14 protein-coding genes are annotated in these 16,434 nt (G+C 42.7%); all 14 read right to left on the bottom strand.

Annotation, left to right across the window (positions count from 1 at the left end; genetic code table 11):
* Positions 1 to 7: 7 nt before the first annotated feature.
* The 14 genes from EZV76_RS07870 to EZV76_RS07805 all read right to left on the bottom strand — a co-directional run bounded on the left by EZV76_RS07870 (position 8) and on the right by EZV76_RS07805 (position 16,348).
* Complete coding sequence (locus tag EZV76_RS07870; protein ID WP_036383524.1) at positions 8 to 895, bottom strand: PIG-L deacetylase family protein; 888 nt, start codon at positions 893 to 895, stop codon at positions 8 to 10.
* Positions 896 to 1,100: 205 nt separating this feature from the next.
* On the bottom strand, positions 1,101 to 2,480 hold the full coding sequence (locus EZV76_RS07865; RefSeq protein ID WP_136566000.1) for a RagB/SusD family nutrient uptake outer membrane protein: 1,380 nt from the start codon (positions 2,478 to 2,480) through the stop codon (positions 1,101 to 1,103).
* A gap of 17 nt (positions 2,481 to 2,497) precedes the next feature.
* Complete coding sequence (locus EZV76_RS07860) at positions 2,498 to 6,022, bottom strand: TonB-dependent receptor (RefSeq protein WP_136565999.1); 3,525 nt, start codon at positions 6,020 to 6,022, stop codon at positions 2,498 to 2,500.
* A 65-nt stretch (positions 6,023 to 6,087) separates the two neighbouring features.
* On the bottom strand, positions 6,088 to 7,266 hold the full coding sequence (locus EZV76_RS07855) for a FecR family protein (RefSeq protein WP_136565998.1): 1,179 nt from the start codon (positions 7,264 to 7,266) through the stop codon (positions 6,088 to 6,090).
* Positions 7,267 to 7,421: 155 nt separating this feature from the next.
* Entirely contained in the window at positions 7,422 to 7,976 is a 555-nt protein-coding gene (locus EZV76_RS07850; RefSeq protein ID WP_136565997.1) for an RNA polymerase sigma factor, read from the bottom strand.
* A 991-nt stretch (positions 7,977 to 8,967) separates the two neighbouring features.
* Positions 8,968 to 9,177 carry a heavy-metal-associated domain-containing protein gene (locus tag EZV76_RS07845; RefSeq protein ID WP_051947607.1) on the bottom strand — a complete coding sequence of 70 codons (210 nt, stop codon included), beginning with the start codon at positions 9,175 to 9,177 and terminating at the stop codon, positions 8,968 to 8,970.
* A 27-nt stretch (positions 9,178 to 9,204) separates the two neighbouring features.
* Positions 9,205 to 11,463, bottom strand: coding sequence for a heavy metal translocating P-type ATPase (locus EZV76_RS07840; RefSeq protein ID WP_136565996.1), 2,259 nt, complete (start codon positions 11,461 to 11,463; stop codon positions 9,205 to 9,207).
* Positions 11,464 to 11,756: 293 nt separating this feature from the next.
* The gene (locus tag EZV76_RS17310) at positions 11,757 to 12,095 is read right to left on the bottom strand and encodes a DUF305 domain-containing protein (RefSeq protein ID WP_235855789.1); all 339 of its coding nucleotides are present in this window, start codon (positions 12,093 to 12,095) and stop codon (positions 11,757 to 11,759) included.
* Between the two features lie 336 nt (positions 12,096 to 12,431).
* A complete protein-coding gene (locus tag EZV76_RS17060; protein ID WP_161594393.1) occupies positions 12,432 to 12,656 on the bottom strand; it encodes a heavy-metal-associated domain-containing protein in 225 nt (74 codons plus the stop codon).
* A 204-nt stretch (positions 12,657 to 12,860) separates the two neighbouring features.
* On the bottom strand, positions 12,861 to 13,418 hold the full coding sequence (locus tag EZV76_RS07825) for a helix-turn-helix domain-containing protein (RefSeq protein WP_313790835.1): 558 nt from the start codon (positions 13,416 to 13,418) through the stop codon (positions 12,861 to 12,863).
* A gap of 303 nt (positions 13,419 to 13,721) precedes the next feature.
* A complete protein-coding gene (locus EZV76_RS07820) occupies positions 13,722 to 14,423 on the bottom strand; it encodes a PepSY domain-containing protein (RefSeq protein WP_067035945.1) in 702 nt (233 codons plus the stop codon).
* The gene (locus tag EZV76_RS07815; RefSeq protein WP_136565995.1) at positions 14,423 to 14,920 is read right to left on the bottom strand and encodes a YybH family protein; all 498 of its coding nucleotides are present in this window, start codon (positions 14,918 to 14,920) and stop codon (positions 14,423 to 14,425) included. Before EZV76_RS07815 ends, EZV76_RS07820 begins: the two co-directional genes overlap by 1 nt.
* Before the next feature lie 339 nt (positions 14,921 to 15,259).
* Positions 15,260 to 15,718, bottom strand: a complete 459-nt coding sequence (locus tag EZV76_RS07810) for a heme-binding domain-containing protein (RefSeq protein ID WP_036385864.1) — start codon at positions 15,716 to 15,718, stop codon at positions 15,260 to 15,262.
* Complete coding sequence (locus EZV76_RS07805; RefSeq protein WP_119618909.1) at positions 15,719 to 16,348, bottom strand: DUF3347 domain-containing protein; 630 nt, start codon at positions 16,346 to 16,348, stop codon at positions 15,719 to 15,721. It abuts the gene before it with no gap.
* Between the last annotated feature and the right edge of the window lie 86 nt (positions 16,349 to 16,434).

The raw sequence follows: 16,434 nt of genomic DNA, 5'->3' as shown, positions 1-16,434 counted from the left end.
TCCACTCCTATTCTGTACCCAGCATGGGGAACAATTCCTTGATTTCTTCTTCGGTCGGTTGTTTTCCATACTCGCAAATCTCAAAGAACTCCACCTGCTTTACTTTGGAGACATCCACGTTGGGATACCACTTCTTTACGACTTCCAAAGTGCCGGCATCGGGTTTTCTGTTCATCCATCTGTCCTTCAGCCATGCCAGTCTTTCCTTTTCTCCTTTGGGAATGGTGGCAAGGTCCATTCCATTGGTCCATGGCAACCATTCGAACATTTGTGAATCGTGGGCCGCCAAACCTTTGACTTTGGTATCGATCACATCATCCACTATCACCGCAATGTCTTTTTGGAATGGGTATGGCTTTTTAAAGTGATCGCTCATGTATAGAAAAACTGGATTCTTTTTAAGGGGTGGTGTGTCCGGAGCTACGTTGGGCACAATGTTCATGTAGGCTGCATCTTGTACAACGGAACCTGCATTTCTATGATCGGGATGATAATCATTGGGTCTCAACCCTAAAACGATATCAGCGTTCCAGCCACGTATTCTTCGGATTACCTCCAGTCGAACGTTCAAAGTGGGAAACAGCTCCCCGTCATGGTTATCCAGAACTTCGTATTCCGCAATACCCAAAGCTTTGGCCGCATCCTTGGCCTCTTGTCTGCGCTTTTTGGCCAATGGCCCTCCTCCCATGCTTTGGTGGCCTGCGTCTCCGTTGGTCAACGCCAAAAATTTTACATTGTGGCCCATTTTTGCAAAGAGTGCTGCAGTACCCCCGAATTTTGAGTCACAGTCATCAGGGTGTGCCCCAATGGCTATAATATTGAGTACTTTTTTTTCTTGTGCCTGGATGGTTGCAAAGGCAAAGCAAAGGCAAATTGCCATCATTAATTTTCTCATCGTATAATCTATATTAGGTTCCTTAAAAATTTAGTAATTGTGATTTTGGTCGATTCTTATAAAGCAACTTTATGAAACGGACCCCTGTCCTTTTTGACAATGGCACCCATAGCATCATAAGTAGGGATTCATGGTATTTTGGGGCGCTACCAATCAAACTAACTTAAATAATGAAAACACATTATAACGTAATCAAAGTCATTGCTTAGTTCTGTACAAAATTTGGGTTAATGTCCATCTCACGTTGTGGGATATAGAAAAACTCCCTTGTCCCGGTGATGAAGGGTTCAGCATCCTGGATTTTATCCACCATACCAAAGCGTTTTAAATCTGGCCATCTATGGTTCTCAAAAGCAAGCTCCACTCTTCTCTCCTGCAATAGTTTTTCTTCGAAGGTTCCTGGAGTGGAGGCATCAATATCGGGAAGATTTGCCCTATTCCTAATCTCATTGATCAAATCATAGCTTTCGGGTGTTTCCCCCAATGCTTCGGCCAGCATAAGAAGTACATCTGCATATCTAAAAACCACAAAGTTGGTATCGGAATCGTTTTCAATTGCCAAATCAGATCGGTACTTTTTGATGTACCTAGCTTCTATGGTCTCTCCTTCCAAATCCACATAAGAATCCCCCATCGATATATCATACCGAAGGTCACCGTCCTCATATGCCTCCAACATGGAAACCGTAGGTCGGTTTCGCCCAAATCCTGAGCCTGTTTGCAAATCGGTACTGGGTGAAAAATCGTTGGTAAAAAGGCTTCCTTGTCCAATCCCCCCACTGATGTATTGCACCTCAAAAATGGATTCCGCATTGTTCTCATTGGCCACACCCCATAAATCGGCATAGTCTGGAAGCAGTTCATATCCATAATTGGCTATGATTCTCCGAAGTACCGTTTCAGCAGCAGAATCATCACCCAAGGTCAGCAATACCTTGGCCAAAAGAGTAGCAGCCGCTCCCTTTGTTGCTTTTCCCACTTCACTGCCCGAGTAAGAAACCGGTAAGGCGTCTTCGGCCGTGGTCAGGTCCGTGACCAATTGTCCCAAAATCGTGTTTTGGTCCACCTGTGTCAGCTCATCCCCAGAGATATATGGGGTAAGCTGTAAAGGGATGTTTCCAAAACCGATGGCCATATGATAGTACACCAATGATCTAATGAACAGTGCTTCTCCTGTGACCCTGTTCTTTAGGGAGGCATCCATTTCCACATTAGGTATCCGTTCCAAAATCACGTTGCAATTGGCAATCACCTTGTACGATTCACTCCATGCGGAAGTAATCTGCTCGTTCAACGCATCTTCGGTAAAGGAATTGATTTCGGTGTATTGACGTGCCAACCCTGTGGCATCCGGACCTTGATCGGTATTATCGCTTCGCATCTCGAACATGGTCCAATACCCCCTTCCATAAATTCCTATGCTTTGAAGCCCTGAATAACTTGCATTGATGGCCACTTCAAAATCATCCGCAGAATTATAGAAATCGGCTTCATTCCTATTGGATACTGGTGCAAGGTCAGTAAAATCTTCACTACATCCGGCGAATAGAACCGTGCATAGTATTATATATAGAACTCGTTTCATGTTTTCCATTTTTTAGGTTAGAACTTTAAGTTTACTCCTAGGGTAAAGGATTTGGTCAATGGAAATGCTCCATAATCCTCGCCCGGGGTTAAACTGTTCGTGGTAATACTACTCACCTCTGGGTTGTAACCAAGGTAATCGGTAATCGTAAAAAGATTTGTTCCCGTAACATAGAACCTAAGTTTCTGGATGTTGCTTCCAAAAAGATTATTGGTTGGCAATGTATAACCCAAGGTCACATTCCTCAATCGGATATACGACCCATCCTCTACTTGGAAAGAAGACGGTCTGTTGTTATTTCCATGATTTCCAGATTCTCTGTCCGCCCGTGGAATCGACCCGTTCCCAGGGTCGGAAGGCGACCTCCATCGTTCATTGAAAATGGCATAGGAATTAAAATTGGCCTCCCCGTTCTTCATATGTCTTGAGGTAAGGTTCAAGATCTCATTCCCTTCGACTCCTTGGATCAAGAAGCTCAAATCTATGTTCTTGTACTTGAACCTATTGTTTACCCCCCAGGTAAAATCCGGAAAATAACTCCCGGTAACCGTTCTATCATCTGGAGTGATCTCTCCGTCCCCATCAATGTCCTTGAACTTGAAATCACCGACACCTGGATCAGGAGCCTGGGTATCCAGGGGAGCACTATCTATTTCTGCCTGTGATTGGTATATACCGTCCACTACATATCCGTAATAGCTTCCTATCGGGTCTCCTACCCTTGTTACGTGGCGTACACCGGCACTACCTGAAGAATAAATGGGTTCGTTTCCTTCATTGAGCGAAAGCACTTCATTCTTATTGGTTGAAAAATTGATATCCGTATTCCACGTAAAATCTCCTACAAAATTCTTGGTGCTCAACGCAATCTCAAATCCCCTGTTTTGTACTTCACCAAGATTTCTCAACGTAGTTTCAAACCCAGATACCGAGGAAATGGCAACATTCAACAACAGATCTCTGGTTTTTGTATCGTAGTAATCGGCCAAAAGAAAAACTCGATTGTTGAACAATCCCAGTTCAATACCTGCATCAATCTGTTCCGATTTCTCCCAAGTCAGATTGGGATTGGGAATGGTACTCTGGACCAAACCGTTGATTTCATTTCCTCCCAAGTTATAGTTTTGGGGGGATAATAGGCCAACGGCCCCATAATTGGGAATCTCAAAGTTACCCGTCTGCCCCCAACTCAATCTAAGTTTTAGCTCGGAAACGGTTTCTGACCCGACCAAGAACGATTCTTCGTTCAATCTCCACCCCACCGAGAAAGAAGGAAAATATCCCGTTTGGTTATTCTTTCCGAATCTGGATGATTTATCGGAACGAATCGTACCGGTAAACAAATACTTGTCCTTGTAACTGTAGTTGACCCTGAATAGAGAGGACAATAACGACCACTGTTCCTTTACAGAGGTGCCACCAAACACCTGTCCCCCACTGATGGTCGGAACCAAATCATCCGGATAGTTGTTGGCCAATACCTGTTTCAATGTCAAATTGTCCTTTTGGGCGGTATATCCCAAAACAGCATCCAAATAATGGTCTCCAAATTCCTTTTTCCAATTGAGGGTATTCTCCCAAAGCCAATTGGTCTCTGTGGAAGATGATGCCTGTCCATACGGGTTACCATCCGCCGAATTTCTGTACAACAATGTGTTGGCACGGTAAAAATCCTGATTGTACAAATTAATGTATGCCCCTCCGAATGTCTTAAAACTCAACTCCGGTAAAATATCGTAGGTCAATGCAAGGCTTCCCCTTGTCTGAAATTGGAATATTTGGTCATCCACGGCTTCGATGATTGCCAAAGGATTACTTGCCGTTGTGGTCCCACCTCCCAAATAGGATTGGTTGTTCAGTTGGTTTATGGTACCGTCAGGATTGTATGGACTCACTGTTGGAGAATGCACTATGGCTGAATAGACGATACCTGGAGGCGTGGCAAAATAAGGTGAAGATGCCGGTACCCGTTGGTTTTCGGTAACGGTCGGGGCCAATCTTACATCCAAGTTCAACTTTTTGGCAAGTTGGGAATTTAGGTTCAGCAGTACGGAGTACCGCTCAAACTTCGCCTTATCTATAACCCCGGTTTGGGAAAAATAGCCCGTGGATGCATAAAAACTTGTCTTGTTCCTTACCGGTGATGCGTATGAAAAATTGTAACTCTGAACTATTCCGGTCTTAAAGATAAGGTCTTGCCAATCAGTATCCGTACCATCCCAGTTAACAAAGGATTCCGGTAGTTCGTAGTTGGCATTCCCTCTATCTCCGGGTCCTATGGGATCATTGATGGAAGCTCCATCAACAGAGGCCAGATAATTGTTGTTCCTGGCATCCGTAGTATAGTCTATCAATTCTTGGGCATTCATCAAATCCAACTTATTGGCAACGGACTGTATGCTCACATAAGAATCAAAAGAAAATACTCCTTCTTCAGAGTTGGACCCTTTCTTGGTGGTGATCAAAAGAACCCCATTACCTCCCCTAGACCCATAAATAGCTGCGGCACTCGCATCCTTGAGTACTTGAATGGATTCAATATCATTTGGATTTAGCGTAGCCAATGGATTAATGGTCGGGGGTTGGAACGTAGCCCTTCTATTGGCAACACCCCCCAACTGACTTGATGAGGTAAGGTTACGCGAAATAGGGATTCCGTCCACAACAAACAATGGGTCGTTTCCCGCAGAAATAGAACCTGAACCACGCACCCTAATGTTAGGGGCCGCACCCGGTTCACCGGAGACTTCCTGTACCTGCACACCGGAAACTTGGCCGATCAGGGCACCTTCCGGGGTCAGTGCGGGAACCTCAACAATGGTTTCTGGGGTAATGGAGACTACAGAACCTGTCACCTTGGTTTTGGCCAATGTTCCATACCCCACTACCACAACTTCTTCAAGGGCAGCGGCATCCTGTTCCATGGAAACCGTGATGGAGGTCTGTCCTGCCACATTCACTTCTTTGGGTCTATACCCAATATAGGTTACTTGGATTTCGGTAACACCTACTGGCAATGTAATGGTAAATTTCCCGTCAAAATCGGTAGTTGTACCCACTGTGGTCCCTTTGGCCACAATACTTGCCCCCGGCAAGGGCATACCTGCTTCGTCCAGAACCGTACCCGAAAGGTTGGACTGCGGCTTTGGTGCATCAATTCTTTTCTGGGGAACTAAATTGGGCAGTGGCCCCTTGTCTTTGTGCTTCACCACAATTTGCCTTGCGATCACCTCAAAGTACAGGTCCGTATCCTTGAAAAGTTCTTTCATGAAATCTTCAACACAAAGGTCTTTGCGGGATATGGATACCTTATGGTTCAGGTCAACATCGGAAGCTTCATAGAAAAACTTGTATCCGGTTGATTCTGTAATCATTTCAAATACATCCCCTAGCTTCGTATTCTCAAAGCTTATGGCAACAATATCCTCTTGCGTACATGATGCCGCTTTCAAATGGCCGAATATAAACAGTAAGAAAAAACAGCATAATATTCTTCTACCGACCTTTGGCGACAAAGCATGGATAGTTTTGGTTTTTTTCATAATTCTTTTAGTCTAGTTAGTTAAGTATTCGTTTTTTGGTCTACTGGTTCTTCAAATCATAGGCACTATTGTTTGTTAGGTTCTTTTATTGTTATTGTTTTTCCTTCTTTTTGATAGCTGAAGCGGGTATGGGTCTGAATTGTTTTCAAAACCCGGTCTATGTCCTCCACATCGAACATTCCCGTGAATCTTCGCTCACCCAATTCTTCAAATTGGTTTATAATATGTATGTTATACTGACGCTCCAGCTTTTTTATAATGTTGGACATCGCCTCGTTTTCAAAGGTCAATATGCCTTTGGTCCACGACACATATGAAGAAACATCCACATCTTCCACAACAAAACCACTCTCCACATCAAGTAGCTTTGAAGCTTTTTGTGAGGGCTTTAGCATTTGCGGGGTTTTGGAGGTATTTACATCAACTTCCCCAACTCCTACCGAGCCTTCTACCAAAACCACTTCCGCCACTCCATCCTCTGTATAAGCGGATACATTGAACACTGTACCATACACTTGGGTATATATTGTATTGGTTTTGACAAAAAACGGTTGTTCCGGGTTCTTGGCCACTTCAAAAAAGGCTTCTCCCTGCAAATACACCTCTCTTTTGTCCTTCCCGGAAAAACTAGCCGGATAGCTCAATGTAGATCCCGAATTCAACATGACCACGGTACCATCTTGTAGGGTTACCGAAAGCTTTTTCCCATAAGGGATCTTCAGTACATTGTTTTTTTCCACTTTCTTCCCTTTGGTTCCATTCTTTTGGATGAGTACTCCTTCTACCAAAGAAAAAACAGTATTTCCCATTTTGCTTTTAATCGTTCCATTGGCACTTGGGTCTAGATTCAACACTTCACCATTCTCCAATTGCAACGTTATCATATTTAAGTCCACTCGAGGAGTCATATCCTCTTGCGGAGTACTGTATAGCAATGCAAAAAAGGATGTGGATACAATTACCACTATGGCAGCCGCATATTTCCACATATCTCCGCGTACCAACAATGACCTTACCTTTTTGGAGTCATTCTCTTTTATGGTTTCCAAGAAATTTTTGAAGGCTTCCTCAGACTTCCAAGATCTGTTCTGATAATTTATCAGGAAATCTGCCTGAACATACTTTTTGAACACTTCTTGGTTGTTCCCCTTTTTTACCCACTCATACAACATTGACAATTCTTCCTGGGTAGCTTCCTGGTTGATGTATCTTGTAATAGTTCTTCTTATATCGAACTTGGTCATCGGTGAAAATTTATCTCTTTTATAAAACAGACGCAGTTTTTCAAAAAACCCTTACCTGAATTTATTTTTTTAACACAAAAATTATAGAGTATGCTTTTTTTGCCCTGAAACTTTAGAAGGAACGATTCAGGGAAAATGAACCTACAGAGAGGTTTTTAGAAGAAAATGGTCAGTTGGGCCCTAAGTCTTTTCAGTGCTTTGCCTATATGCACTTCAACAGTTTTGATGGATATATGAAGTCTCTCGGAGATCTCTTGGTATTTAAGGCCTTCCTTTTTACTCATTATAAAGACCCGCTTACACTGTTCGGGGAGGTTTTCTATTTCGGTCTCCACTCTTTTCAATCGTTCCTCAAAAAGTGAAGCATCGGCATCTGCAACTTCCAGATACGCTTCTTGTTTAAGACTCTCCAACAACTCAAATTCCTTTTTCTTTTTCCGTTTTGAGTCTATAAAGAGGTGGTAGGCTATTTTGAAGATGTAATGCTTTAGTTTGTTTTCTTGGACAACCAACCGTTCCCTGTTGTCCCATAACCTAATAAAAGTTTGTTGGGCTATATCTTCGGCGACCCTTGTACTGCCAGAGACCACCGTCATGTAATTGCACAGTTCTCTATGGTATATCCCAAAAAGGTATCCATAGGCTTCTTGGCAGCCTTCTTTCAGCTGCTCAACGAGAAGATGTTCATCTCTGTATTTTTTTTGGTCCATATATTTTCGTCTTAGTCATTCAGCGCGCGACCATTGGGAATACTTCCATTGTATCACCAATACCTGTCTCACGCTCTTAACGTAGCGGTAGTTCCAGCAAAGTGGCATGAACTACCTTTATCTCAAACGAAAAAGTGCCGTTACATAAAAATCCCCCAATACAATCTTGGGCTATTTTTAATAAAGGGAAGCTGTATAAGCTCCTTATTTCAATTCTTTGATCTGAAGTGACCAATAGAATAAATACCAAAAAACGTTAACAAATTATAAAAAAATCTTTAAATGATTTGTTTTTTTTAAAAAATATGAAGAAGAGCTTTGATTCCCCTATGACCCTTTTCACCAATTAGCTTACTGCAACCTTATACAGAAAGCATTGGAATTGAAGTTGAACTAAATCCTACTATTGTGTTCGGATGTGCAACTCCGGAATAAGCTTGATCATGACTGACCTCTTGAAGAGGCGCTAACCCATTAATATCCAGAATATTATGTCGATTTTCCCAAAATAGGACATCCCATAGGACATCTTCGTGTGAAATAATGATTTTCACAACGTAAATATCGATATTTAAAATCAAACCACACCATCTTGTTTTATTTAATTTTAAATCAAAATAGACAAAGGAATTTTTGTGAGTTCAAAATCTCATCACAAACAAGATGAGTATCTATTCGCCCTATCGACAAGCAGATATAATAAGAACTTTGATTGTCATTTTTAAACTAGCTGTATAAATTACAAGATTTAGATTTTTGCCACCGGTGTTCCAGCCAAGCCATTACTGGTCCACCTTACATGATTGACACAATCAAGTTTAGAGGTTTTGATTGCAGTGATACCTGAATCTTGCGATGTTTTCAATACTACCAATGACCATGCCTATACCGAAGTTGTGTAGAAAAATCCAATAAACTTATACAACCCGAATAGGATTAAGGTAACCCCAACCCTATTCGAACCATTTAATATATTCTTCTGGACATTCCTTTATTTCTTGGTCAAATGATATCCAGCCGATTCAACAGCAGAAGTGATTTCCTCTTCCGTGGCACTTGTAGTCTGTACGGTCAACAATTTGTCTTGGGAGGCAAAGTCAACAGACCAATCGGTCACGCCATCCACCTTATCCAAAAATGGTTTTACGGTATTGGCACACCCACTGCACTTAATATTTGATTTGAATTGTAATGTACTCATGTTCATCGATTTTAAATTAGAAAATTACTATAGTTTAATCGTTTTAAGCCTCAAACTGTTCAATACGACCGATACACTGCTAAAGGCCATAGCGGCACCAGCGATCATCGGATCTAACAAAAATCCATTGATCGGATACAGCAGCCCTGCAGCTATAGGAATTCCAATGATATTGTATATAAAGGCCCAAAAAAGATTTTGCCTTATACCTATAACGGTCTTATGGGAGAGCTTCAACGCTTTGGGAATGGCATTTAAATCAGAGGTGATCAAGGTCATTTTCGCGACATCCATGGCAATGTCGGACCCTTTGCCCATCGCGATACTGACATCTGCTTGGGCAAGTGCCTGCGAATCATTGATACCATCGCCCACCATGGCGACCACCTTTCCACTTTCTTGAAGCCTTTTCACAAAATCAGCTTTCTCTGATGGGAGCACTTCGGCTTCATAGCTTTTGATACCCACCTGTTGTGATACGGCTTCGGCGGTCATCTTGTTATCACCGGTCATCATGTAAACTTCCATACCATTCCCCTGCATTTCCCGTATGGCTTCCTTTGAGGATTCCTTTATACTATCCATAATGGCCAAAATCGCCTTCACCTTGCCTCCACCGCCAAAGTATATGACCGTTTTGGCTTCCTGCTCTAACCCTTCGACCATGTGCCCCAGGTTGTCATCCATGGCGATTCCTTTTTCGACCATCAACTTATGATTGCCCACAAGGTATTGGGTTCCATCCAATGCCTCAGCGCGAACACCTTTTCCTGTAATACTATTGAAGTTCAAAATTTCGACCGGATTTACCTTTCTATTTTTTAAAAAGGAGACCACGGCTTCAGCCAAGGGATGTTCGGACTGTCCTTCCATGGCATATAAAATTTGCTCCAGGGCCCTGTGATCGGTCACATGGTCCGCAAAGACCATATCGGTCACCACTGGCTTTCCTTCTGTTATGGTTCCCGTTTTATCCAGGACAATGGCATTTACTTTGTAACCCAACTCCAAACTTTCCGCATCTTTGATGAGGATATTGTGTTCGGCCCCCTTGCCGATTCCCACCATGATGGCCGTGGGGGTTGCCAAACCCAGCGCACAGGGACAAGCTATTACCAATACGGCAACTGCGGTCAACAGTGCATGGGTAAAAGCGTCCTCACCTCCCAGGAACATCCAGGTGATAAATGTCACCAGTGAAATCGTCATTACCACGGGAACAAAAATACCGGCAATCCTGTCCACCAATTTTTGTACGGGCGCTTTGCTCCCCTGTGCTTCCTGCACCATCTTGATGATCTGGGACAAAAGGGTCTCCCCTCCCACCCGGTCAGCTACAAACTGAAAGCTTCCTTTTTGGTTTACGGTACCGGCAAAAACTTTTTCATCCTTTGTCTTTTCTACAGGGACGGGTTCGCCCGTGATCATACTTTCATCAACATAGGAACTTCCTTTGGACACCGTTCCATCCACAGGGATTTTCTCTCCCGGTCTGACCAAAATCGTTTGACCTACCTTGACCGAAGAAATAGGGATTTCCCTTTCCTCCCCATCTGCTATCACCTTTAAGGTCTTGGGCTGCAACCCTATCAATTTCTTTATGGCGGAGGATGTATTTGATTTCGCCTTTTCTTCCAATAATTTCCCCAATGAAATAAAGGTGATGATCACTGTGGCCGCCTCATAATATACATGGGGTTCCATGCCTTTACTGAGCCAAAATTCAGGAAAAAGGGTATTGAATGCACTGAACAAAAAGGCAATGCCCGTACTGAGTGCGACCAAGGTATCCATATTGGCCTTACCGAATCTGGCCTGTTTGAAGGCATTTATGAAAAAGCTTCGGCCAAACCAGAACAGGATAGGAACGGCAAGTACCAACGAAATCCATCTACCCGGGACCCAATCCATAAAAAACATCCCAAGAAGGAAAATGGGAAGTGTCAAAATAGCGGACCAAAGGGTTCGCTTTTTTATGGATACATAATGCTTTTTCGAAAGCTCTTCCTGTACTTCGGTAGGATCCTCGGCATCCACAATTATATTATAACCGATTTGACGTACCGCATTTTGAAGATCGCTTAGGTCCATAGCACTGTCATACTCCACAAGGACCGTACTGTTGGCAAAGTTGACACTGGCATTGTAGACCCCTTCGGTATGGCCCAGCATGGATTCCACGCTGGATGCACAGGCAGCACAGGTCATTCCAGTGACCGGGAAAGATTTTTTTGACACCGTCTTCGCTTTCCTTTCGGTGTCCTCAATAATATCGATTGCATCCATTTTCTACTCCAATTTGTATGGTACAAATTTCAGAATAGACCTAAAATGGACTGTTACGTTATTTACTGAAAGAGTTGTAGAATTTTCCGAAAAATCAACTTTTATCTTTCCTCGTCAAGTACTTATAATTGGTGAGTGGTTTATAGAATTCGGCAACATCTATGAAATCAGGTTCGCCCACGTCAATCTTTTTTGGAGAATTTGCCCCGATCAGTTTAGAATATATTCGATAGGACAAACCATTGTAGTGAACTTGGGGCAAAACAAGAACATTGGTAGTAAATAATCGCCTCTCATTCGGCCAGATTCTTTGTTTCTTCCCTAAGAGATCCCTCGAATTTAGGAATAGGCCGCTTTTCTTTTCCTGCTTCGGTTTCCACTATTCCATTTTCCTTGATGTCGTTTATCAACCACTGCATTTCCATTATCTCCCTGCGTTGTGCCTTGATAATTTCATTGGCAAGCTCCCGTACCCTGACATCTTTTATTTGAGAACGTTCACTGGTCAAAATAGCAATGGAATGATGGGGTATCATTCCTTCCATGTAGTCGACTCCTGATACGGTGACCTGACTCCTGACCAGCCATATCCCACCTGCAATCAACAAAACACCCAAGGCTAATATTGACATGTTCTTGCGTCGGTCTTTATACATCTGTAGCATATATAGCAGCATAATAATGATCATCGATCCCCCCATGATCAAAGTCATGAAAAATCTAGTCTCACTATACCAAAAGTGATCAATGATTTGATATGAGTGGGTGTACATTAAAAAAAACATGGCGACCATTGAAGTACCAATCATCGCAAAAAACTTTAAATAATTATTGGATTTCCTTTGACTATCTTCCATTGTGCAAATTTTATCTGGTTATTGTGATTATTCCTTGACTTTCGAGTATTGTATTGTTCCATTCCAATTGTAGGCCTGACAATTTACCTGTCCCAGTTATCGTATATCGGTTCAATTGGCTTTGTTCATCGCTTGTATTTTATATTGACCCCCCTTATTTTCCAATGCCTTTTGTAGCTTTTCAAGGGGGACCTCAAATTGCGACTCCACTGTAGCTTCTGCGTTTTTTAGATCGACCGCTACATCGGCTACACCGGCCACATTGAAAAGAGCTTCTTCAACGTGCCCCCTACAGCCATCACAAGTCATTCCTTCTATTTGGTATCTTCTTTTCATGTTGTGATCATTTTTTATTTTAACAATTTTACACCTAGAATCAACAATGTTGGTTCCAACACGTATGGGAAAAGTAACACTTTCTGTATAAGGGCATTGTTTGAAAAAAAACAAACCTTGACCCATTTGCGAAGAAAGGTGTTTTTTAAATAGCGTTTAGGAAGCTGGTTCCTTGGAAAGGTATTGCGCCCTTAATGGTAGAGGTTAAATATCATCAAGCGATATTCTATTTTGAATGGCACTTTTCTTAAATTGTGTAGGTGTCATTCCAGTTACTTTTTTAAATTGGTTGCTTAAATAGGCAACGCTGCTATAGTCCAATTGAAACGCTATTTCTTTTAAGCCCAATTCGTCATAAACAAGAAACTCTTTGATCTTTTCAATCTTTTGGTTGATGATATATTGCTCCAAGGTAATGCTTTCCACCGCGGAAAACAGCGAACTAAGATACTTATAGTCAAGATGCAATCCATCGGAAAGGTATTCGGGCCATTTGACCTTTTCCATGGGTCCGGTGTAGTGTATCGCCTCAATCACTAGGTTTTTGATCTGTTCTATCAACTGACCTTTACGATCGTTGATGATCGTAAATCCAATTTTCTCAAGTCGTTCGTTGAGACCTTCCCGTTTTTCAGGCGTGATTTTCCCATTGAGGGTTATTTCACCCAACGACACATTCATATAGGGAATGCCCTCATCGTCCAAAATACCTTTGACGGCCATGATGCATCTCGGACAGACCATGTTTTTGATGTACAACACATCTTTCGATTTACTGGACCCAACTTCCATATCATGCAGTGAATTTCCACAGGGCCTTCAAAAAAATGACGACCACTGCCAATATAATGATCAATATCAAGGCCAATATGCCAAGGATTTTCATTCTTTTTTCCTTTCTTTTCTTGGCCGGATCCCGTTTCTTTTTCGCCAGATCCCTTTTTTTCTTTCGTCTTTGCCTCCTAAGTTCGCTCATTTTTCCCAAAATGGTTCAACTGGCACAATAGTCAACTATTTGCTCCTAACAGGAGTCCTTTGCCAAATAAGTATGTCAATGTGTTTGAACTATCGCCTTTTCCATAATTTTCTGATCGTTGGTGAGCTGACATACCACAACAAGAATCCGCTCAAAACGGTAATCAATCCCATCAGGGAAAAAATCCGTAAAACCATGGTGTTAAAATCGTCCCGTCCCTCATAGTCCATGGTATGGGTCATCCACAAAAAATCGAACCATCTCCAGGACCGATACCTTACACGTTGAAACGACCCATCGGTCTCTGAGACATACGCTTTTAGGTTTTCATCCGTTTCATAGGTGATCACATAGGCCGGTAATGGACGTCCACGATACTCGTGCTGCCCACCTGTTTGGGTGAGTCTTTCGACACTTTTGACCTTAAGTTCGGGCAACATATACTGTGAAGCAACGGCCAAGGCCTGTTGTTCATCGATACCCTTTTTGATCTCCCCCGTTTGTGCATCCATCAAAACCCCACCATTGATCCAATAATAGGGACTTCCCCCTATATTTCTCATTTCCAAAGATTTGATTTTAACGTTCCCGTGTCCATTGGGAGCAATTAAATTCCCAAATTCTGACTGGTCCGGATGCTCCTTGATGAATTGATCTCCATGGATCTCGTCAATGTCCGTCCAACTAAAATATAGTCCACTGATGGTCCACATTAGGAACTGGATCCCAATAAATAGGCCAAGATATCTATGTATCTTTCTGACCTTCATCGATGTTTTTCTTCCGACCATTAGTTCTTCCCGTTGTTCCGTGAGGAGTTATGCATCTTTACAATTTTCCATTCCCCATCCGTTTTTTTAAGGATGGCGGTGGCAACCCCTTTTCTGCTGATCGTTTTGCCCTCACCTCCATTTTCCGATTTTAGGCCAATGGTATAGACATAGCTTTCCGTAGTAAAGGCAAAGGGTAGCTCCACCTTCACTTCAATGGTATAATCCGAAAACCTAAAACTGTTGAAATGTCCAAGTTCTGGACCTATATGATGGTCGAGATAATGTTGATAGGTGCCTTCCACGCCCCCGGATTCAAAAACTTCGGAATCTTCCGCAAAAAGCTCCAAGGTACCTTCCGTGGTCAAATTTTGCAGTGCTTCTTTATAGCTTTCCAAAATCCTCAGCACAGCGGCCCTGTCCTGGTCTAGGTTTTCCTTGTTAGGGTTTGTTTGGCCAAAGCTTGTCCCTGTGAGAAATACGGCCATTAGAAAAATCTGTAAAGTAATACGTTTCATTGGTTTGTTTTAGCATTGTTTAGGTTAGTATTTATTGTATGATAAAGGCTCCCAGGGCAATCGAAATGACGATCCCATACAGGATATGGGCCAACCATTTTATTAAAATGGCCTTTTTCGGCTGGACAGGTCCATTGTCACGACAACAATCTTTCATCTTCTTTTCCATTAGTGCCTGACAAGGGAAGGGAACGATTAACTAACTAACTCACCAACCAATCAACTTTGGGTGTTCCCCTCCCTTTCAGGACTTTATTTCCTCATTCATAGTAACCGGACATGACCAACAACAATAGCAATATCGTTTGTCCCGGTTTTAGGGTAATTTCCATGTCATTTTCAATTATCCAATTCTTCCATTAGATCATTTACCAAGGTCAATATCCGTTCTTTCTCTTCCACCGATAATTTTGCATCCTTATGGATCAGGGTATAGGAAGATAGGGGCATCTTATCGTCTTCGATCTGACTTGCGATGGACTTTAGTTTGCTCCTTTTTCTTCGATCCGAATAGTCGCCCCATTCATTGAAATTGAGTTCTTCCTTTCCCTCTTTTATGTGTTCTTCCAAAAACCAGGCGATGGGTTGGACCTTATTGTACCACGGGTATTGGGTGTTGTTACTGTGGCAATCATAGCAAGATACCCGCAAATCGTGTTCGATATCCTTGGCAACCTGGTTCACCGACATGAAGTCCGTATCGGGAACCACATCGCTCAAGTTGGGATCTGTGGGCACAAACTGGATGCCCACAAATCCCAACAGCACTACCAATACTATGATTTTCAGTACTTTCATTTAATTGATTTCCTTTTGCACCTTACCACAGGTCAACATCTTACTTCCAAAAAATGGATTCTGGATTTCGTTGCTTGCGCTGAGCCACGTTCCTCCTTGGTTGTTGTTGTACATGGGGCAGAATTGTTGGTACAAGGTTTTGGAAGTCCCGGTTATCGCAATAAAATCGACCATATCCTTGCCCAGTCCTTCAAAGTGTTCCCGTTGGTGACCGATATCACTTTTGGCGATATGCTCCCCATGTTCCTTGGCCACTTCAATGATATCGGACAGCTCCTTCTGTTGCTGTTCATCGTATCCGCTGATATCAAAGCTGCCCAAGGCACTGGCCAAGGCTTGGCCCGATTTGGCCGCTTCATCCTTATTGTCCGCCACCAGGGCATCCTTCAGTTGGAGGTAGCTGTCGATCACGGATGTGCCCTGTGCATCGGACGAACCCATATCATGGTCCATGGTCCCGTGGTCCATTTCCCCTGCAGTGCTCTCATGGTGATGGCCCTCTTCCGTTCCCATCTCCATATGGGCTCCTTCCTTGTCATTTGTTTCCTTCTTACCGTCCTTACAGGAAATCACGGTAATGGTCAAAAGCGCAATGGCAATTGTACTTAATGTAACTGTTGTTCTTTTCATTGTAATTGATTTTAAGATTAATTCCTCGTTTTGATTGCCCGGGGTAAGCATTTTTGTATTATCCCCTATTATTGTTACTATTTTAA

The organism is Flagellimonas alvinocaridis, from assembly GCF_004916895.1.
In the GTDB taxonomy this organism is placed as follows: Bacteria; Bacteroidota; Bacteroidia; order Flavobacteriales; family Flavobacteriaceae; genus Flagellimonas; species Flagellimonas alvinocaridis.
This window is presented reverse-complemented; position numbering and strand designations above follow the sequence as displayed.

Bases quoted from the DNA above. Each gene is read 5' to 3' on its own strand.
- EZV76_RS07870 (WP_036383524.1), bottom strand. From the start codon at position 895: ATGAGAAAATTAATGATGGCAATTTGCCTTTGCTTTGCCTTTGCAACC.
- EZV76_RS07865 (WP_136566000.1), bottom strand. From the start codon at position 2,480: ATGAAACGAGTTCTATATATAATACTATGCACGGTTCTATTCGCCGGA.
- EZV76_RS07860 (WP_136565999.1), bottom strand. From the start codon at position 6,022: ATGAAAAAAACCAAAACTATCCATGCTTTGTCGCCAAAGGTCGGTAGA.
- EZV76_RS07855 (WP_136565998.1), bottom strand. From the start codon at position 7,266: ATGACCAAGTTCGATATAAGAAGAACTATTACAAGATACATCAACCAG.
- EZV76_RS07850 (WP_136565997.1), bottom strand. From the start codon at position 7,976: ATGGACCAAAAAAAATACAGAGATGAACATCTTCTCGTTGAGCAGCTG.
- EZV76_RS07845 (WP_051947607.1), bottom strand. From the start codon at position 9,177: ATGAGTACATTACAATTCAAATCAAATATTAAGTGCAGTGGGTGTGCC.
- EZV76_RS07840 (WP_136565996.1), bottom strand. From the start codon at position 11,463: ATGGATGCAATCGATATTATTGAGGACACCGAAAGGAAAGCGAAGACG.
- EZV76_RS17310 (WP_235855789.1), bottom strand. From the start codon at position 12,095: ATGTCAATATTAGCCTTGGGTGTTTTGTTGATTGCAGGTGGGATATGG.
- EZV76_RS17060 (WP_161594393.1), bottom strand. From the start codon at position 12,656: ATGAAAAGAAGATACCAAATAGAAGGAATGACTTGTGATGGCTGTAGG.
- EZV76_RS07820 (WP_067035945.1), bottom strand. From the start codon at position 14,423: ATGGTCGGAAGAAAAACATCGATGAAGGTCAGAAAGATACATAGATAT.
- EZV76_RS07815 (WP_136565995.1), bottom strand. From the start codon at position 14,920: ATGAAACGTATTACTTTACAGATTTTTCTAATGGCCGTATTTCTCACA.
- EZV76_RS07810 (WP_036385864.1), bottom strand. From the start codon at position 15,718: ATGAAAGTACTGAAAATCATAGTATTGGTAGTGCTGTTGGGATTTGTG.
- EZV76_RS07805 (WP_119618909.1), bottom strand. From the start codon at position 16,348: ATGAAAAGAACAACAGTTACATTAAGTACAATTGCCATTGCGCTTTTG.